This window comes from Pseudomonas sp. Sample_22 (genome assembly GCF_004307635.1).
Taxonomy (GTDB): domain Bacteria; phylum Pseudomonadota; class Gammaproteobacteria; order Pseudomonadales; family Pseudomonadaceae; genus Aquipseudomonas.
In genome coordinates, this window is sequence record NZ_RCNY01000084.1 from 95945 (window position 1) to 112547 (window position 16603).

Genomic DNA, 16603 nt, shown 5'->3' on the forward strand with positions numbered 1-16603 from the left:
GCGCAGGTGGCAGATTCCCGGTGGTTTATGGCCGCTTCTGAGGAAGGGCAGGTGGCTGTTATACTCGCGTCCATTTTCAGACCACCTGTGAGATTCAATGGAACGCTTTATCGAAAACGCAATGTACGCATCCCGCTGGTTGCTGGCGCCGATCTACTTTGGCTTGTCCCTTGGGTTGTTGGCGCTGGCGCTTAAATTTTTCCAGGAAGTCTTCCACGTCATACCCAATGTATTTTCGATGGCCGAATCGGACCTGATTCTGGTTCTGCTGTCGTTGATCGACATGGCGCTGGTGGGCGGTTTGCTGGTGATGGTGATGATTTCCGGTTACGAAAACTTCGTCTCGCAACTGGACATCGACGACAGCAAGGAAAAGCTCAACTGGCTGGGTACCATGGACTCTTCGTCGCTGAAGATGAAAGTGGCCGCCTCCATCGTGGCCATTTCGTCCATCCACCTGCTGCGCATCTTCATGGACGCCAAAAATGTCGATCCCGAGCATTTGCAGTGGTACGTGATCATCCATATGACCTTCGTCGTGTCAGCGTTCGCCATGGGTTACCTGGATAAAGTGACCAAGCACTGATCACCTGTTGCTGATCGCTGTGCCGCCGCCCGTCTGTTGCAGAAACAGACGGGCGGCGTCGTTTTTGGCTTGTGCTTTGAGGTGCCGAGGCATATGCCTGTAGATGTCTTGGTTCGCCAATGCGTGAGGTGTGTTTCATGAACCTGCAAGAGTTGAATGCTTATGCCGTCGCCGGGAAAGTCGATGAGCTGAACCTGATCTCGCTGGAGGGAGGCATCTATTTGCTGGAGGCACGGATGCATGGCGCGGCGTATCCGTTGAGCGATACCCACGGCCACATGATGCACCTGCGATCAGTTGAGCACGCCCGTGATGTGCTGCGCTCCTTTCCCAAGTTGAACTTCAATCTGGTGCACACTCTGGTGCATGACGAGATGTGCGGGCTGGGTGGCATTGAAGAAAGCCTGAAAGTGCCGATCGAGCAGCGTTCACCGCATCAGGGCTGATGCCCCTGATCAACGCTATGGCAACTGTGCTAGTCTGCTGGCCCTTTTGGTTCCGGGCGCTCCGGGACGCGCTGTGCACGCACGGCAAGTTCCCGGGCCGTCCGCACAGCGGAGCAGTGTCATGTCCGAAGTAAATCTGTCCACCGACGAAACACGCGTCAGCTACGGTATCGGCCGTCAGTTGGGCGACCAACTGCGCGACAACCCGCCACCGGGCGTCAGCCTGGACGCGATCCTGGCCGGCCTGACCGACGCGTTTGCCGGTCTGCCTAGCCGTGTCGGCCAGGAAGAAATGTCCGCGAGCTTCAAGGTGATTCGCGAAATCATGCAAGCCGAAGCAGCAGCCAAGGCTGAAGCGGCCGCTGGCGAAGGCCTGGCCTTCCTGGCTGAAAACGCCAAGCGTGACGGCATCACCACCCTGGCCTCCGGCCTGCAGTTCGAAGTACTGACTGCCGGTGAAGGCGCCAAGCCATCCCGTGAAGACACCGTGCGTACTCACTACCACGGCACCCTGATCGACGGCACCGTGTTCGACAGCTCCTACGAGCGTGGCCAGCCTGCAGAATTCCCGGTTGGCGGCGTGATCGCTGGCTGGACCGAAGCCCTGCAACTGATGAATGCCGGCAGCAAATGGCGCCTGTACGTGCCGAGTGAACTGGCTTACGGCGCTCAAGGCGTTGGCAGCATTCCGCCGCACAGCGTTCTGGTGTTCGACGTCGAACTGCTCGACGTTCTGTAAGACTGCCCTGCCTGTAGGAGCCGGCTTGCTGGCGAATTGGATCTACCCGGTTTGAAGTCTGGACCGAGGTGACTGCATCGCCAGCAAGCCGGCTCCTACAGGTTTTGCGTTTTTCATAGTTCCAACTTGTGCTGCAGATCATGCGAAGGGCGCAACGCCCGCGCATAGCAGAACAGAAACAGGTTGCGCACCACTTCCTTGAGCACCACAGGCTCGATTGAGCTCAAGCCGCTGAGGTCCAGGTCACCCTGATTCTGAAGTTCGTTCAAGGCCTCCTCTTCCAGTACGGCACAGACTTCCCCGGTTTCCCGATGAAGGATCCTGAGGTAAGGGTGCGGGCGATCCAGCCAGGCATCGATCAAATAAGTCATGGGTTCTCATCTCCATTGATAGTTTCAATGAGAATAATTCCTATTCAATAAATAGCAAGGATCGATTAGAGGTTTGCGCTTTTTTCCGGGTAAAGATTGCGTAAGGTCAAAACGGCTGGCCTTTGGCTATTGCGTGAAATTGCTGGGTGGGACGGGAGAGGGCGAAGTGCCATCCCACGCTTGGCGCGGGATGGAATACAGCAATATCAGACTTTTCTGACGAACTCGGATTTGAGTTTCATCGGGCCGATGCCGTCGATCTTGCAGTCGATGTCGTGATCGCCATCGCACAGGCGGATGTTCTTGACCTTGGTGCCGACCTTGACCACCAGGGACGTGCCCTTGACCTTGAGGTCCTTGATCACGGTAATGGTGTCGCCGTCCTGCAGGACGTTGCCGACCGAATCCTTTTTCACCGCGTCATCGGATGCCGCTTCGGCTTCGCCGGTGGCGGACCATTCGTGGGCGCACTCAGGGCAGATCAGCTGGGCGCCGTCTTCATAGGTGTATTCGGAATTGCATTTCGGGCAGGGTGGCAACGTGCTCACTAAGGCTCCTTGGATTCAGGATCGCTAAAAAGCGCACATTGTATAGGGTTTTTAGCGGGTGAGGGGCGACACATGAATTGCAGGGGCGAAGCTTGTCCGCGAAGGCGATCTACCAGTCGACATCAATTTGACTGACAAATTGCCTTCGCGGCAAGCCTCGCTCCTACGAAGGGAGTATCAGTGCGTGCGGGCTACCGAAAACTCGCTCAGTTCGACCAGCGCATCGCGATACTCGCTCGGCGGCAGCACTTCGAGGCATTTGATCGCTCGGGCCACATAATCGCGAGCCAGTTGTGCGGTGTATTCCAGCGAGCCCGAGGCTTCCACGGCTACGCGGATGCTCTCCAGGTCTTCGATGCCGCCTTTCTGGATCGCCTTGCGCACCAGGGCGGCCTGTTCCGGCGTGCCTTCGCGCATGGTGTAGATCAGCGGCAGGGTCGGCTTGCCTTCGGCCAGATCGTCACCGACGTTCTTGCCCAGGGTTTCGGCATCGCCTTTATAGTCGAGCAGGTCGTCGACCAGTTGGAAAGCCACGCCCAGGTGATCGCCGAACATGCGCAGTGCTTCGCTCTGCTCGGGCGTTGCGCCGGCCAGGGCGGCGGCGCTGTGGGTCGAGGCTTCGAAGAGCATCGCGGTTTTGCCGCGGATGACTTCCATGTAGGTTTCTTCGGTGGTGCTGGCGTCACGAACCTTCGACAGCTGCAACACTTCGCCTTCGGCGATGATGCGCGTGGCTTGCGAAAGGATCTTCATCACGGGCATGGAGCCCAGTTCGACCATCATTTCGAATGAACGCGAATACAGGAAGTCGCCGACCAGTACGCTGGGTGCATTGCCCCACATGGCGTTGGCGGTCGAGCGGCCTCGGCGCATGCCGGACATATCGACCACGTCGTCATGCAGCAAGGTAGCGGTGTGCAGGAATTCGATGGTGGCGGCCAGCAGTCGCAGGTCATCGCCTTCACGTCCCAGGGCCTTGCCAGAAAGCAGCACCAATAAAGGACGCAGGCGCTTGCCGCCGGCCGAGGTAATGTAATCGCCGATTTTCGATACCAGCGGCACTCGGGAAGTCAGCTGCTTCTTGATGATGCCGTCGACGGCGCTAAAATCGTCCGCCACCGCGCGGTAGAAAGCTTGGGGTTGCATCAGCGACAGTCGCTCCAGAAGGGTTGCGCGGCATGCTAGGACCCACGTCCGGGCCTGTCAAGGCGCGATGGACGGCCTATTGCAAGGCGCTCGTGCCTTGCGTACAATCGCGCACCCTGAACTTCCTGGGCAGCACCTGCCTTACGCAATTGCAAGCGGGCCTTCCAGCCCCATGCAGCCATGCCAGCCAATACCTCTTCTTATAAAGAGCTGGGTGAGCAGGATTATCGGAGAAATACCATGTCTTATGCAGTAATCGTTACTGGCGGCAAGCAGTACAAAGTCGCCCCAGGTGAATACCTGAAGATCGAAAAACTGGAAATCGCTACCGGCGAATCCGTTACCTTTGATCGCGTTCTGTTGGTTGCCAACGGTGACGACGTGAATATCGGTGCTCCAGTTGTTGCTGGCGCTACCGTTGTGGCTGAAGTGATCTCCCAAGGTCGTCACGATAAAGTCCGCATCATCAAGTTCCGTCGTCGTAAGCACCACATGAAGCGTATGGGCCACCGCCAGTGGTACACCGAGATCAAAATCACCGGTATTCAGGCTTAATTTCAGCCTAATTCCTCACTAGGAGAATTGAACTCATGGCACACAAAAAAGCTGGTGGTAGTACCCGTAACGGTCGCGACTCAGAAGCCAAACGCCTTGGCGTGAAGATGTATGGCGGCCAGGCTATCAAAGCAGGCAACATCATCGTGCGTCAGCGCGGCACCCAATTCCACGCTGGCTACGGCGTTGGCATGGGTAAGGATCACACCCTCTTCGCTAAAGTCGAAGGCGTGATCAAGTTCGAAGTAAAAGGCGCCTTCGGTCGTCGTTACGTGAGCGTAGTCGCAGCTTAATTGCGCGATCGCTGGAAAAGCCCTGTCTCGCGACGGGGCTTTTTCGTTTGTGGGGTGAGTCTCTTGCAAAGCTGTTTGTATGGGCTGTCGGCGTACGATGTAGGTGTCGTGGTTTGGGGTCGCTGCGCTCATTTTTGCAAGAGTCTTATGTCTTGATTGTTTTTCGGCTCGTCCGTATGGCGAGAGGCGTTTGTTATGAAGTTTGTTGATGAAGTATCGATTCGAGTAAAGGCCGGTGACGGCGGCAATGGCTGCATGAGTTTCCGTCGCGAAAAATTCATCGAAAACGGTGGCCCTAACGGCGGTGATGGCGGTGATGGCGGTTCCATCTACATGATGGCCGACGAGAACCTCAACACCCTGGTCGACTACCGTTACACCCGGCACTTCGATGCCGAGCGTGGCTCCAACGGCGGCAGCACCGACTGCACCGGCAAGAAGGGCGAGGATCTGATCCTGCGTGTACCTGTGGGTACCACGGTGATCGACTCTGCCACTCAAGAAGTGATCGGCGACCTGACCAAGGCCGGCCAGAAGCTGATGGTGGCTCATGGTGGCTGGCACGGCCTGGGCAACACCCGTTTCAAATCCAGTACCAACCGTGCGCCACGCCAGACTACGCCGGGCAAGCCGGGTGAGCAGCGTGACCTGAAGCTGGAAATGAAAGTGCTCGCGGACGTCGGTCTGCTGGGCTTGCCGAACGCTGGTAAAAGTACCTTTATCCGTTCGGTATCGGCCGCCAAGCCGAAAGTGGCCGATTACCCGTTCACAACCCTGGTGCCGAACCTGGGTGTGGTCAGCGTCGATCGCTGGAAAAGCTTCGTGGTCGCGGACATCCCGGGTCTGATCGAAGGCGCTTCCGATGGCGCGGGTCTGGGGATTCGCTTCCTCAAGCACTTGTCGCGTACCCGTCTGTTGCTGCACCTCGTCGACATGGCGCCGCTGGATGAAACCAGCGCTCCGGACGCCGCCGAAGTCATCGTCAACGAGCTGACCAAATTCAGTCCGTCGCTGGCTGAGCGCGATCGCTGGTTGATCCTGAACAAGTGCGACCAGATCCTCGATGAAGAGCACGATGCTCGCGTCAAGGAGATCGTCGATCGTCTGGAGTGGACCGGTCCGGTCTATGTGATCTCGGCCATCGCCAAGCAGAACACCGAGCGTCTGTGCCACGACATCATGCGTTACCTGGAAGATCGCGCCGATCGCCTGGCCAACGACCCGGCCTACAAGGAAGAATTGGCCGATCTCGATCAGCGCATTGAAGATGAGGCGCGTGCCCAGCTGCAGGCGCTGGACGATCAGCGTGCTCTGCGTCGCAGTGGCGTGAAGTCGGTCCATGACATCGGTGACGATGATTGGGATGAAGAAGATGTGGATGACGAAGACGGTCCGGAAATCATTTACGTGCGTGACTGATTCGTTGCGATAAACTTAAGCGCCGCTCAATCGAGCGGCGTTTTAGTATCTGGAAATCGTCGATGGTCACTCATAACCACGAATAACCACGAATAACGTCACGGGCAGTGCCAGGTCGCGCTGTCCTCAAAGCAAAGGTTGAAGATGATGCGGAGCAAGGTGACAGGTGCGCAGCGTTGGGTCGTGAAGATCGGCAGCGCTTTGCTGACGGCAGACGGCAAAGGCCTGGATCGCGCGGCAATGGGTGTCTGGGTAGAGCAGATGGTGGCCCTGCATGAGGCGGGCGTCGAGCTGGTGCTGGTGTCCTCTGGGGCGGTGGCGGCCGGTATGAGCCGTCTGGGCTGGACCTCGCGACCCAGTGCAATGCACGAACTCCAGGCCGCTGCGGCAATCGGCCAGATGGGGCTCGTGCAGGCCTGGGAGTCGAGCTTTGCCGAGCATGGTCGGCACACGGCGCAGATTCTCCTGACCCACGACGACTTGTCTGACCGCAAGCGCTACCTCAACGCCCGCAGTACCTTGCGTGCGCTGGTTGAGCTGAAAGTGATCCCTGTCATCAACGAGAACGACACCGTGGTCACCGACGAAATCCGTTTCGGCGACAACGATACCCTGGCGGCGCTGGTGGCCAACCTGGTCGAGGCTGATTTGCTGGTGATCCTGACCGATCGCGACGGCATGTTCGACGCCGATCCGCGCAACAATCCCGATGCACAGCTGATCTACGAAGCGCGCGCCGATGATCCCGCACTTGATGCGGTGGCGGGTGGTACGGGTGGTGCGCTGGGTCGTGGCGGCATGCAGACCAAGCTGCGCGCGGCGCGTCTGGCGGCGCGTTCCGGGGCGCATACCATCATCGTTGGTGGGCGTCTTGAGCGTGTGCTGGATCGCCTCAAGGCTGGCGAGCGCATTGGCACCTTGCTCTCGCCGGAGCGCGGCATGCTGGCGGCGCGCAAGCAATGGCTGGCCGGGCATCTGCAAACCCGTGGCACCCTGGTGCTCGATGCGGGGGCTGTGACGGCGTTGTCTAAGGGCAATAAAAGCTTGTTGCCGGTTGGGGTCAAGCTGGTCCAGGGCAGTTTCCGTCGCGGCGAAATGGTGGTTTGCGTGGCGCCGGACGGTCGTGAGATTGCCCGTGGCCTGGCCAACTACAGCGCGCTGGAAGCACAAAAAATCATCGGTCAGTCGTCTGATGCGATTGTCGGTCTGTTGGGTTACATGGCGGAACCGGAACTGGTTCACCGCGATAACCTGATTCTGGTCTGAAGGAATACCTGAATGCGCGTGGCAAAAGGATTGTTGGGGCTGCTGTTGGCAATGCCGTTGTTGGCTTCGGCCGAGGAGATTGGTCAAGTGTCGACGGTGTTCAAATTCGTCGGCCCGAATGACCGGATCGTCGTCGAGGCGTTTGATGATCCCAAGGTCGAAGGTGTGACCTGCTATCTGTCGCGCGCCAAGACGGGCGGCGTGAAGGGTGGTCTTGGCTTGGCTGAAGATCGTGCCGAAGCGTCCATCGCTTGTCGCCAGGTGGGGCCGATCAGTTTCAAGGGTGAGCTCAAGGATGGCGACGAGGTGTTCAAGGAGCGCACGTCGCTGGTGTTCAAAACCATGCAGGTGGTGCGTTTCCTCGACAAGAAGCGCAATACGCTGGTGTATCTGGTGTACAGCGATCGCTTGATCGAAGGCAGTCCGCAGAATGCGGTGACGGCGATCCCGATCTTGCCGTGGGCTCAGCAGTGATTTGAAGATTGTCTTCGCGGCCAGGCCTCGCTCCTGCTGGGTGGGGCTTGTCCGCGAAGGTGTGGATTGATGCGCACCAAATCGCAGGCAATAAAAAACCGACCCTGAGGTCGGTTTTTTAATGAACGAGTCGCTTAGGCAGCAGCGGCAACGTTCAGGGCCTTAACGTGGCCATTCAGGCGGCTCTTATGGCGAGCAGCCTTGTTCTTGTGGATGATGCCTTTATCGGCCATGCGGTCGATAACTGGCACAGCCAGAACGTAAGCAGCTTGAGCTTTTTCAGCGTCTTTTGCGTCGATGGCTTTAACTACATTCTTGATGTAGGTACGAACCATGGAACGCAGGCTGGCGTTGTGGCTGCGACGCTTCTCAGCCTGTTTTGCACGTTTTTTGGCGGAAGGTGAGTTGGCCACCGTCGAGCTCCTCGAAAGACTTTTTAGGAAATAGCAAACAAAATAGGCCGCGAATCATGCCGATGAGTTGAGGTCTTGTCAAGGGCGGTTGAGACGTTCCGCTAAGTGGTAGGTACTACACCTCTGGATATTTCTTTCCAGCGTGCGACCTGTAAACTCGCGAGCTTTGGCTCTGTGCTGTTGCGGCGCGGAGTATCGCATAAGTAGGCGCATTGTTCGCCTGCTGTTTATCGACAGGCACAAACTCTTTCAATGAATCTGCTCAAATCGTTGGCCGCCGTCAGCTCTATCACGATGCTTTCCCGGGTTCTGGGGTTTGTTCGTGACACCCTCATTGCACGGGCATTCGGCGCGGGAATGGCGACCGACGCCTTTTTCATCGCCTTCAAGCTGCCAAACCTGTTGCGACGGATTTTCGCCGAGGGCGCGTTTTCCCAGGCCTTCGTGCCGATTCTCGCCGAATACAAAAGTCAGCAGGGCGATGAGGCGACGCGAACATTCATTGCTTACGTTTCGGGCCTGCTGACACTGGTGCTGGCGTTGGTCACTGCGGTGGGCATATTGGCCGCGCCATGGGTCATCTGGGTGACGGCACCGGGTTTTACCGATACCCCGGAAAAATTCGAGCTCACCACTGACCTGTTGCGGGTGACCTTTCCTTACATATTGCTGATCTCCCTTTCATCGCTGGCAGGCGCAATCCTCAATACCTGGAACCGTTTTTCGGTGCCGGCGTTCGTGCCGACGCTGCTCAATGTCAGCATGATTGTCTTCGCGCTGTTCCTGACCCCGTATTTCGATCCGCCGGTAATGGCACTGGGTTGGGCGGTGTTGGTGGGTGGTCTTGCGCAGCTGCTCTATCAACTGCCGCATCTGAAAAAAATCGGCATGCTGGTGCTGCCGCGCCTGAATTTGCGCGACACCGGTGTCTGGCGAGTAATGAAGCAGATGCTGCCGGCGATTCTCGGGGTGTCGGTGAGTCAGATCTCGCTGATCATCAACACTATTTTCGCGTCGTTCCTGGTCGCCGGTTCTGTGTCGTGGATGTACTACGCCGACCGTTTGATGGAGCTGCCGTCCGGTGTGTTGGGTGTGGCGCTGGGGACAATCCTGCTGCCGACCCTGGCCAAGACCTACGCCAGCAAGGATCGCCAGGAATACTCACGCATTCTTGATTGGGGGTTGCGGCTGTGCTTTGTGCTGGTGCTGCCTTGCGCTCTGGCATTGGCGATTCTGGCCGAACCGCTGACGGTTTCGCTGTTCCAGTACGGTCAGTTCGATGCCCATGACGCCGCCATGACCCAGCGTGCGTTGATCGCCTATTCCGTCGGTTTGCTCGGGATCATCGTGATCAAAGTGCTGGCGCCGGGCTTTTATGCGCAACAAAACATCCGCACGCCGGTAAAAATCGCAATTTTCACTCTCGTGGTCACTCAGCTGTTCAACCTGTTGCTGATCGGCCCGCTGGCGCACGCCGGCCTGGCGCTCGCCATCAGCGCCGGGGCCTGTCTGAATGCCGGGCTGCTTTTCTATCAATTGCGCAAGCAGCAGATGTATCAGCCGCAACCGGGCTGGGCAAAGTTCGGCTTCAAGCTGGTGATTGCGGTGGTGGTGATGTCCGGCGTATTGCTGGCCGGGATGCACTTTATGCCGGCCTGGGGCGAAGGGCAGATGCTTGAGCGTTTCCTGCGTCTCGGAGCTTTGGTGGTTGCCGGTGTGGTTGCCTATTTCGGCATGTTAATGTTGATGGGCTTCCGTTTGCGCGACTTCAACCGCAAGGCGTTGGGCTGAGGATAAAACCTCGATATCTGTCATGAAAAAACGGCACGGGCCGGCATTTCTGTCGGCTCGATTACTTTGGGATACGGTGTTGCCTGTCGTCGGCCGCCGGGTGTGGTTATAATCGACCACTTTATGAGCAAGAAGCGCGTTATGCAGCTGGTTCGAGGCCTCCACAATCTGCGCCCCCAGCATCGGGGCTGTGTCGCCACTATTGGCAACTTTGACGGTGTACACCGTGGCCACCAGGCTATCCTGGCGCGGCTGCGTGAGCGTGCGCTCGAGTTGGGCGTGCCCAGCTGCGTGGTGATTTTCGAGCCGCAGCCGCGAGAGTTTTTCGCTCCGGACACCGCACCGGCCCGTCTGGCCCGCCTGCGTGACAAACTGCAGCTGCTGGCTGGCGAAGGCGTCGACCGGGTCTTGTGCCTGGCGTTTAACCATCGCCTGAGCAAACTCAGCGCCAGCGAATTCGTCGATACCATTCTGGTGGACGGCCTCGGTGTACAGCACCTTGAAGTCGGTGACGATTTCCGTTTCGGCTGTGACCGGGTAGGCGATTTCGATTTCCTGCAACAGGCCGGCGTCATGCAGGGCTTCACCGTTGAAGCGGCGCAGACCGTCGAGCTCGATGGCATTCGCGTCAGCAGTACCCAGGTGCGTAACGCACTGGCGGCTGCCGATTTTGCCCTCGCTGAACGTCTGCTCGGGCGCCCGTACCGGATTGCCGGTCGCGTGTTGCATGGCCAGAAACTGGCGCGCCAACTGGGTACGCCCACTGCCAACATTCAACTCAAGCGTCGCCGTGTGCCGCTGACAGGCGTTTACCTGGTCAGCGTCGACCTCGATGGCAAGACCTGGCCGGGTGTCGCCAATATCGGCGTTCGACCTACGGTTCAGGGGGATGGCAAAGCCCATCTCGAAGTTCATCTTTTAGATTTTGCCGGCGATCTGTATGACCGGCGTATGACGGTGGTTTTCCACCAAAAGCTGCGTGAAGAGCAGCGTTTCGCCTCTCTGGAGGCGCTTAAGACGGCGATCAATGCGGATGTCGCCGCCGCCCGTGCCCTGTCGCACCTAGCGCCAATCGCTAATGAAGAGCCTTAAATGACCGACTATAAAGCCACGCTAAACCTTCCGGACACCGCCTTCCCAATGAAGGCCGGCCTGCCACAGCGCGAACCGCAGATTCTGCAGCGCTGGGACAGTATTGGCCTGTACGGAAAGTTGCGCGAGATTGGCAAGGATCGTCCGAAGTTCGTCTTGCACGACGGCCCTCCGTACGCCAACGGCACGATCCACATCGGTCACGCACTGAACAAGATTCTCAAGGACATGATCATCCGCTCGAAGACCCTGTCGGGCTTCGATGCGCCGTATGTTCCTGGCTGGGATTGCCATGGTCTGCCGATCGAACACAAAGTCGAAGTGACCCACGGCAAGAACCTGGGCGCGGACAAGACCCGCGAACTGTGTCGGGCTTATGCCACCGAGCAGATCGAAGGCCAGAAATCCGAATTCATCCGTCTGGGCGTGTTGGGCGACTTCGCCAACCCGTACAAGACCATGGACTTCAAGAACGAGGCCGGTGAAATCCGTGCCTTGGCTGAAATCGTCAAGGGCGGTTTCGTGTTCAAGGGCCTCAAGCCCGTAAACTGGTGCTTCGACTGCGGTTCGGCCCTGGCTGAAGCGGAAGTCGAGTACGAGAACAAGAAGTCCTCGACCATCGACGTCGCGTTCCCGATTGCCGATGAAGCCAAGCTGGCTGCCGCCTTCGGTCTGCCGTCGCTGGCCAAACCTGCGTCGATCGTGATCTGGACCACCACCCCGTGGACTATCCCGGCCAACCAGGCGCTGAACGTTCACCCGGAATTCAACTACGCGCTGGTCGACATCGGCGACAAGCTGCTGGTATTGGCTGAAGAACTGGTCGAGGCCTGCCTTGCGCGCTATGGCGTTGAAGGCTCGGTCATCGCGACCACCACCGGTAAACAACTGGAACTGATCAACTTCCGTCACCCGTTCTACGACCGTCTGTCGCCGGTTTATCTGGCTGATTACGTTGAACTGGGCGCAGGCACTGGCGTGGTTCACTCCGCGCCAGCCTACGGCGTGGACGACTTCGTGACCTGCAAGAAATACGGCATGGTCAACGACGACATCCTCAATCCAGTGCAAAGCAACGGCGTGTACGTGCCATCGCTGGAGTTCTTCGGCGGCCAGTTCATCTGGAAGGCCAACCCGGCCATCGTCGACAAGCTGACCGAAGTCGGCGCGCTGCTGCACACCACTGTCATCGAACACAGCTACATGCACTGCTGGCGCCACAAGACCCCGCTGATCTACCGCGCCACTGCGCAGTGGTTCATCGGCATGGACAAAGAGCCCACCAGCGGCGACACCCTGCGTGTGCGCTCGCTCAAAGCCATCGAAGACACCAAGTTCGTCCCGGCCTGGGGCCAGGCGCGCCTGCACTCAATGATCGCCAACCGTCCGGACTGGTGCATTTCCCGTCAGCGCAACTGGGGCGTGCCGATCCCGTTCTTCCTGAACAAGGAAAGCGGCGAGCTGCACCCACGCACCGTCGAGCTGATGGAAGAAGTCGCCAAGCGCGTCGAAGTCGAAGGCATCGAAGCCTGGTTCAAGCTGGACGCCGCCGAGCTGCTGGGCGCCGAAGCACCGCAGTACGACAAGATCAGCGACACCCTCGACGTCTGGTTCGACTCGGGCACCACGCACTGGCACGTCCTGCGCGGTTCGCACCCGATGGGCCACGAGAGCGGCCCGCGCGCCGACTTGTACCTGGAAGGTTCGGACCAGCACCGTGGCTGGTTCCACTCGTCGCTGCTGACCGGTTGCGCCATCGACAACCACGCGCCGTACCGCGAGCTGCTGACCCACGGTTTCACCGTCGACGAGTCCGGCCGCAAGATGTCCAAGTCCCTGGGCAACGTGATCGCACCGCAAAAGGTCAACGACACACTGGGCGCCGACATCATGCGTCTGTGGGTCGCGTCTACCGATTACTCCGGTGAAATGGCGGTATCCGAGCAGATCCTGCAACGCAGTGCGGACGCCTACCGGCGTATCCGTAACACCGCGCGCTTCCTGCTTTCCAACCTGACCGGTTTCAACCCGGCCACCGACCTGCTGCCGGCTGAAGAAATGCTCGCGCTGGACCGTTGGGCCGTGGACCGTACCCTGCTGCTGCAACGCGAGTTGCAAGAGCACTACGGCGAGTACCGTTTCTGGAACGTGTACTCGAAGATCCACAACTTCTGCGTGCAGGAGCTGGGTGGTTTCTACCTCGACATCATCAAGGATCGCCAGTACACCACTGGCGCCGACAGCAAGGCCCGTCGTTCGTGCCAGACCGCGCTGTTCCACATCAGCGAAGCGCTGGTGCGCTGGATCGCGCCGATCCTGGCGTTCACCGCCGACGAGCTGTGGCAGTACCTGCCGGGCGAGCGTAACGAATCGGTCATGCTCAACACCTGGTACGAAGGTCTGACCGAACTACCGGAAGGCTTCGAACTGGGTCGCGCCTACTGGGATCGCATCATGGAAGTGAAGGTGGCGGTCAACAAGGAAATGGAAATCCAGCGTGCGGCCAAGGCCGTCGGTGGCAACCTGCAAGCCGAAGTGACGCTGTTCGCCGAAGACGCCCTGAGCGCCGACCTGGCCAAGCTGAGCAACGAGTTGCGCTTCGTGTTGATCACTTCGACCGCCAGCGTTGCGCCGTTCGTACAGGCGCCTGCCGACGCAGTGGTCACCGAAGTCAGCGGCCTGAAACTGAAAATCGTCAAATCGGCCCACGCCAAGTGCGCCCGTTGCTGGCACTGCCGTGAAGATGTCGGCGTGAACCCGGAACATCCGGAAATTTGCGGTCGTTGCGTCGACAACATCAGCGGCGCCGGCGAGGTTCGTCACTATGCCTAATGCCGTTGGTCGCTTCGGGCGACTGGGCTGGCTCTGGTTGAGCTTGCTGGTTCTGGTCATCGACCAGGCCAGCAAGTTCTACTTCGAAGGCAGGCTCGAGATGTACCAGCAGATCGTGATCATTCCCGATTACTTCAGCTGGACCCTGGCCTACAACACTGGCGCGGCATTCAGCTTTCTGGCCGACAGCTCCGGCTGGCAGCGCTGGTTGTTTGCCCTGATCGCGATTGGGGTGAGTGCGGTGCTGGTGGTGTGGCTCAAGCGTCTGGGGCGTAACGAGACCTGGCTGGCGGTTGCGCTGGCGCTGGTGCTCGGTGGCGCGCTGGGCAACCTGTATGACCGCATTGCCTTGGGCCATGTGATCGATTTCATCCTGGTGCACTGGCAAAACCGCTGGTACTTCCCGGCGTTCAACTTTGCCGACAGTGCAATTACGGTCGGTGCGGTAATGCTGGCACTGGATATGTTCAAAAGTAAAAAGACCGGAGAAACCGTTCATGACTGAACAGGTATTGGCTGAGCAACGCATCGGCCAGAACACGGAAGTCACCTTGCATTTCGCATTGCGCCTGGAGAACGGCGACACGGTGGACAGCACCTTCGACAAAGCCCCGGCGACCTTCAAGGTCGGTGATGGCAACCTGTTGCCAGGTTTCGAAGCGGCACTGTTCGGTTTCAAGGCGGGCGACAAGCGAACCCTGAGCATCGAGCCGGAAAACGCTTTTGGCCAGCCTAACCCGCAAAACGTGCAGATCATCCCGCGCTCACAGTTCCAGGACATGGACCTGTCGCCAGGATTGCTGGTGATCTTCAACGATGCGGCCAATACTGAATTGCCGGGTGTGGTCAAAGAGTTCGATGACGCGCAAGTGACCATCGACTTCAACCATCCGCTGGCTGGCAAGACGTTGACCTTTGACGTGGAAATCATCTCCGTCAAAGCGCTGTAACTGACCGGATTCGGTCAACTGTAGGAGCGAAGCTTGCTCGCGAAGGCGTCATCACATCCAACATTGATGTCGACTGATCTGCCGCTTTCGCGAGCAAGCTTTGCTCCTACAGGTTTGTAATGATCTAACTTCTTGCGCGCAAGACACGAGGCACAGCATGCAAATCAAACTCGCCAATCCCCGTGGCTTCTGCGCCGGTGTGGACCGGGCGATCGAAATCGTCAACCGCGCCCTGGAAGTCTTCGGGCCGCCGATCTATGTGCGCCATGAAGTGGTCCACAACAAATTTGTCGTCGAAGACCTGCGCAACCGTGGCGCGATCTTTGTCGAGGAGCTGGATCAGGTACCGGACGACGTGATCGTGATCTTCAGTGCCCACGGTGTTTCCCAGGCGGTGCGCACCGAAGCTGCCGGCCGTGGCCTGAAAGTATTCGATGCCACGTGCCCGCTGGTGACCAAAGTGCACATCGAAGTCGCACGCTACAGCCGCGACGGTCGCGAATGCATCCTCATCGGCCACGCCGGGCACCCGGAAGTCGAAGGCACCATGGGCCAGTACGATGCCAGCAATGGTGGCGCGATCTACCTCGTCGAAGACGAAAAGGATGTCGCCGCGCTGCAAGTGCATAACCCCGAGAAACTGGCGTTCGTGACCCAGACAACCTTGTCCATGGACGATACCAGTCGCGTCATCGATGCCCTGCGTACGCGTTTCCCGGCCATCGGTGGGCCACGCAAGGACGACATCTGCTACGCCACGCAAAACCGTCAGGATGCGGTCAAGCAACTGGCCGACGAATGCGATGTGGTGTTGGTTGTCGGCAGCCCGAACAGCTCGAACTCCAATCGCCTGCGTGAGCTGGCCGAACGCATGTCGACCCCAGCCTATCTGATTGATGGCGCTGAAGACCTGCAAAAGAGCTGGTTCGACGGTGTCGAACGTATCGGCATTACGGCTGGCGCCTCTGCACCGGAAGTGCTGGTGCGCGGCGTGATCCAGCAGTTGCAGGCCTGGGGCGCTACCGGTGCCGATGAGCTGGCCGGTCGTGAGGAGAACATCACGTTCTCCATGCCTAAAGAGCTGCGCGTCCGCTCCCTGCTTTAAGCGTTTTTCCTTCTGCGCACAACGCCTGCTCAGCCTTCGCGCTGCGCAGGCTGACGCGTCCGCTCGGCGCCAGTACCACCTGATACTGACTGACCGCTTCGCGCGCGGCGCAAACATGTAATGTCCCCGCCTGAAATTCTCCCTGGGCGAACTGTGGTTCGCCCAGATGGCTGAAACGCACGAACTGGCTGACAGGTCGGTTACCGACGATCGGCATCGGCGTGGCGCTTTGACGCTCGACCAGCAGCGGATTGCCGGGGTCTTTGTGCCCCTTGCCACTGATATCCAGAATGATTCGCCAACCCTGGCCCCAGTCACCGTTGATGGAATAAATCATCACGCTTTGATGGCGGGCGATCGCCTCGGTTCTGGCGGTGCGGATGTCACTGTACAGCGACTGCGCAGCCTGCTCGCGAAGGTTCGATTCGGTAACTGCCGCGAATGCCGGACTGACCAAATGCAGAACAATCCCGACAATCGTCAGTCCCATAAGCAGTTCAATCAGGCTGAAACCGTGCTGACGCATGATATCTCCCTCCCTGGAGTGGCGTGAATCTGTGCGCTTCCTGCGCGACTG

Annotated in this window: 19 protein-coding genes; 14 read left to right on the forward strand and 5 right to left on the reverse strand. The window is 58.7% G+C overall.

Translation table 11 applies throughout. From position 1 onward, the window contains the following. Window positions 1-97: 97 nt before the first annotated feature. The 3 genes from D8U73_RS22770 to D8U73_RS22780 all read left to right on the forward strand — a co-directional run bounded on the left by D8U73_RS22770 (window position 98) and on the right by D8U73_RS22780 (window position 1771). On the forward strand, window positions 98-586 hold the full coding sequence (locus D8U73_RS22770; protein ID WP_007970904.1) for a TIGR00645 family protein: 489 nt from the start codon (window positions 98-100) through the stop codon (window positions 584-586). Window positions 587-723: 137 nt separating this feature from the next. Continuing rightward, window positions 724-1032 (forward strand): DUF6482 family protein, encoded by a 309-nt coding sequence (locus D8U73_RS22775; RefSeq protein WP_056855673.1) that lies wholly within the window; start codon window positions 724-726, stop codon window positions 1030-1032. Window positions 1033-1153: 121 nt separating this feature from the next. Beyond that, entirely contained in the window at window positions 1154-1771 is a 618-nt protein-coding gene (locus D8U73_RS22780) for an FKBP-type peptidyl-prolyl cis-trans isomerase (protein ID WP_056855672.1), read from the forward strand. A 113-nt stretch (window positions 1772-1884) separates the two neighbouring features. On the opposite strand, the gene D8U73_RS22785 is transcribed toward D8U73_RS22780, so the two are convergent. From D8U73_RS22785 to D8U73_RS22795, 3 genes are all read right to left on the reverse strand, one after another. Next, window positions 1885-2142, reverse strand: coding sequence for a hypothetical protein (locus tag D8U73_RS22785; RefSeq protein ID WP_130905859.1), 258 nt, complete (start codon window positions 2140-2142; stop codon window positions 1885-1887). Window positions 2143-2348: 206 nt separating this feature from the next. Next, a complete protein-coding gene (locus tag D8U73_RS22790; RefSeq protein ID WP_028624609.1) occupies window positions 2349-2690 on the reverse strand; it encodes a zinc ribbon domain-containing protein YjdM in 342 nt (113 codons plus the stop codon). Window positions 2691-2867: 177 nt separating this feature from the next. Continuing rightward, the gene (locus D8U73_RS22795; protein WP_056855670.1) at window positions 2868-3836 is read right to left on the reverse strand and encodes a polyprenyl synthetase family protein; all 969 of its coding nucleotides are present in this window, start codon (window positions 3834-3836) and stop codon (window positions 2868-2870) included. Window positions 3837-4076: 240 nt separating this feature from the next. On the opposite strand from D8U73_RS22795, the gene rplU reads away from it, so the two are divergent. From rplU to D8U73_RS22820, 5 genes are all read left to right on the forward strand, one after another. Next, on the forward strand, window positions 4077-4391 hold the full coding sequence (gene rplU / locus D8U73_RS22800) for a 50S ribosomal protein L21 (protein WP_003176051.1): 315 nt from the start codon (window positions 4077-4079) through the stop codon (window positions 4389-4391). Between the two features lie 35 nt (window positions 4392-4426). Beyond that, a complete protein-coding gene (rpmA, locus tag D8U73_RS22805) occupies window positions 4427-4684 on the forward strand; it encodes a 50S ribosomal protein L27 (RefSeq protein ID WP_003281574.1) in 258 nt (85 codons plus the stop codon). Between the two features lie 195 nt (window positions 4685-4879). Beyond that, entirely contained in the window at window positions 4880-6103 is a 1224-nt protein-coding gene (gene cgtA, locus D8U73_RS22810; protein ID WP_056855669.1) for an Obg family GTPase CgtA, read from the forward strand. A 147-nt stretch (window positions 6104-6250) separates the two neighbouring features. Continuing rightward, a complete protein-coding gene (gene proB, locus D8U73_RS22815) occupies window positions 6251-7369 on the forward strand; it encodes a glutamate 5-kinase (protein ID WP_056855668.1) in 1119 nt (372 codons plus the stop codon). 12 nt (window positions 7370-7381) lie between these two features. After that, the gene (locus D8U73_RS22820; RefSeq protein WP_056855667.1) at window positions 7382-7843 is read left to right on the forward strand and encodes a CreA family protein; all 462 of its coding nucleotides are present in this window, start codon (window positions 7382-7384) and stop codon (window positions 7841-7843) included. 134 nt (window positions 7844-7977) lie between these two features. Here D8U73_RS22820 and rpsT read toward each other — a convergent pair whose 3' ends face one another. Beyond that, window positions 7978-8256, reverse strand: a complete 279-nt coding sequence (gene rpsT / locus D8U73_RS22825; protein WP_020798646.1) for a 30S ribosomal protein S20 — start codon at window positions 8254-8256, stop codon at window positions 7978-7980. 252 nt (window positions 8257-8508) lie between these two features. On the opposite strand from rpsT, the gene murJ reads away from it, so the two are divergent. The 6 genes from murJ (at window position 8509) to ispH (ending at window position 16026) form a co-directional block, all read left to right on the forward strand. Beyond that, on the forward strand, window positions 8509-10047 hold the full coding sequence (gene murJ, locus D8U73_RS22830; protein WP_056855666.1) for a murein biosynthesis integral membrane protein MurJ: 1539 nt from the start codon (window positions 8509-8511) through the stop codon (window positions 10045-10047). Between the two features lie 141 nt (window positions 10048-10188). After that, entirely contained in the window at window positions 10189-11139 is a 951-nt protein-coding gene (gene ribF, locus D8U73_RS22835; protein ID WP_056855665.1) for a bifunctional riboflavin kinase/FAD synthetase, read from the forward strand. Then, complete coding sequence (gene ileS, locus D8U73_RS22840) at window positions 11140-13971, forward strand: isoleucine--tRNA ligase (RefSeq protein ID WP_130905860.1); 2832 nt, start codon at window positions 11140-11142, stop codon at window positions 13969-13971. Then, on the forward strand, window positions 13964-14476 hold the full coding sequence (lspA, locus tag D8U73_RS22845) for a signal peptidase II (protein WP_056855663.1): 513 nt from the start codon (window positions 13964-13966) through the stop codon (window positions 14474-14476). The genes ileS and lspA overlap by 8 nt, the downstream gene beginning before the upstream one ends. 7 nt (window positions 14477-14483) lie before the next feature. Further along, a complete protein-coding gene (gene fkpB / locus D8U73_RS22850) occupies window positions 14484-14921 on the forward strand; it encodes an FKBP-type peptidyl-prolyl cis-trans isomerase (RefSeq protein ID WP_172668667.1) in 438 nt (145 codons plus the stop codon). Window positions 14922-15078: 157 nt separating this feature from the next. After that, window positions 15079-16026: a 4-hydroxy-3-methylbut-2-enyl diphosphate reductase gene (gene ispH / locus D8U73_RS22855; RefSeq protein WP_056855662.1), complete on the forward strand. Its 948-nt coding sequence runs from the start codon at window positions 15079-15081 to the stop codon at window positions 16024-16026. Here ispH and D8U73_RS22860 read toward each other — a convergent pair. Beyond that, window positions 15995-16552, reverse strand: coding sequence for a GspH/FimT family pseudopilin (locus tag D8U73_RS22860; RefSeq protein WP_130905861.1), 558 nt, complete (start codon window positions 16550-16552; stop codon window positions 15995-15997). The two genes, ispH and D8U73_RS22860, sit on opposite strands and share 32 nt — an antisense overlap. Window positions 16553-16603: the final 51 nt, after the last annotated feature.

Excerpts from the sequence above, each read along its gene's own strand:
- D8U73_RS22770 (WP_007970904.1), top strand. The coding sequence starts at position 98 with ATGGAACGCTTTATCGAAAACGCAATGTACGCATCCCGCTGGTTGCTG.
- ribF (WP_056855665.1), top strand. The coding sequence starts at position 10,189 with ATGCAGCTGGTTCGAGGCCTCCACAATCTGCGCCCCCAGCATCGGGGC.
- rplU (WP_003176051.1), top strand. The coding sequence starts at position 4,077 with ATGTCTTATGCAGTAATCGTTACTGGCGGCAAGCAGTACAAAGTCGCC.
- D8U73_RS22795 (WP_056855670.1), bottom strand. The coding sequence starts at position 3,836 with ATGCAACCCCAAGCTTTCTACCGCGCGGTGGCGGACGATTTTAGCGCC.
- D8U73_RS22785 (WP_130905859.1), bottom strand. The coding sequence starts at position 2,142 with ATGACTTATTTGATCGATGCCTGGCTGGATCGCCCGCACCCTTACCTC.
- murJ (WP_056855666.1), top strand. The coding sequence starts at position 8,509 with ATGAATCTGCTCAAATCGTTGGCCGCCGTCAGCTCTATCACGATGCTT.
- ispH (WP_056855662.1), top strand. The coding sequence starts at position 15,079 with ATGCAAATCAAACTCGCCAATCCCCGTGGCTTCTGCGCCGGTGTGGAC.
- D8U73_RS22820 (WP_056855667.1), top strand. The coding sequence starts at position 7,382 with ATGCGCGTGGCAAAAGGATTGTTGGGGCTGCTGTTGGCAATGCCGTTG.
- proB (WP_056855668.1), top strand. The coding sequence starts at position 6,251 with ATGCGGAGCAAGGTGACAGGTGCGCAGCGTTGGGTCGTGAAGATCGGC.
- ileS (WP_130905860.1), top strand. The coding sequence starts at position 11,140 with ATGACCGACTATAAAGCCACGCTAAACCTTCCGGACACCGCCTTCCCA.
- rpmA (WP_003281574.1), top strand. The coding sequence starts at position 4,427 with ATGGCACACAAAAAAGCTGGTGGTAGTACCCGTAACGGTCGCGACTCA.
- lspA (WP_056855663.1), top strand. The coding sequence starts at position 13,964 with ATGCCTAATGCCGTTGGTCGCTTCGGGCGACTGGGCTGGCTCTGGTTG.
- cgtA (WP_056855669.1), top strand. The coding sequence starts at position 4,880 with ATGAAGTTTGTTGATGAAGTATCGATTCGAGTAAAGGCCGGTGACGGC.
- D8U73_RS22775 (WP_056855673.1), top strand. The coding sequence starts at position 724 with ATGAACCTGCAAGAGTTGAATGCTTATGCCGTCGCCGGGAAAGTCGAT.
- D8U73_RS22780 (WP_056855672.1), top strand. The coding sequence starts at position 1,154 with ATGTCCGAAGTAAATCTGTCCACCGACGAAACACGCGTCAGCTACGGT.
- D8U73_RS22860 (WP_130905861.1), bottom strand. The coding sequence starts at position 16,552 with ATGCGTCAGCACGGTTTCAGCCTGATTGAACTGCTTATGGGACTGACG.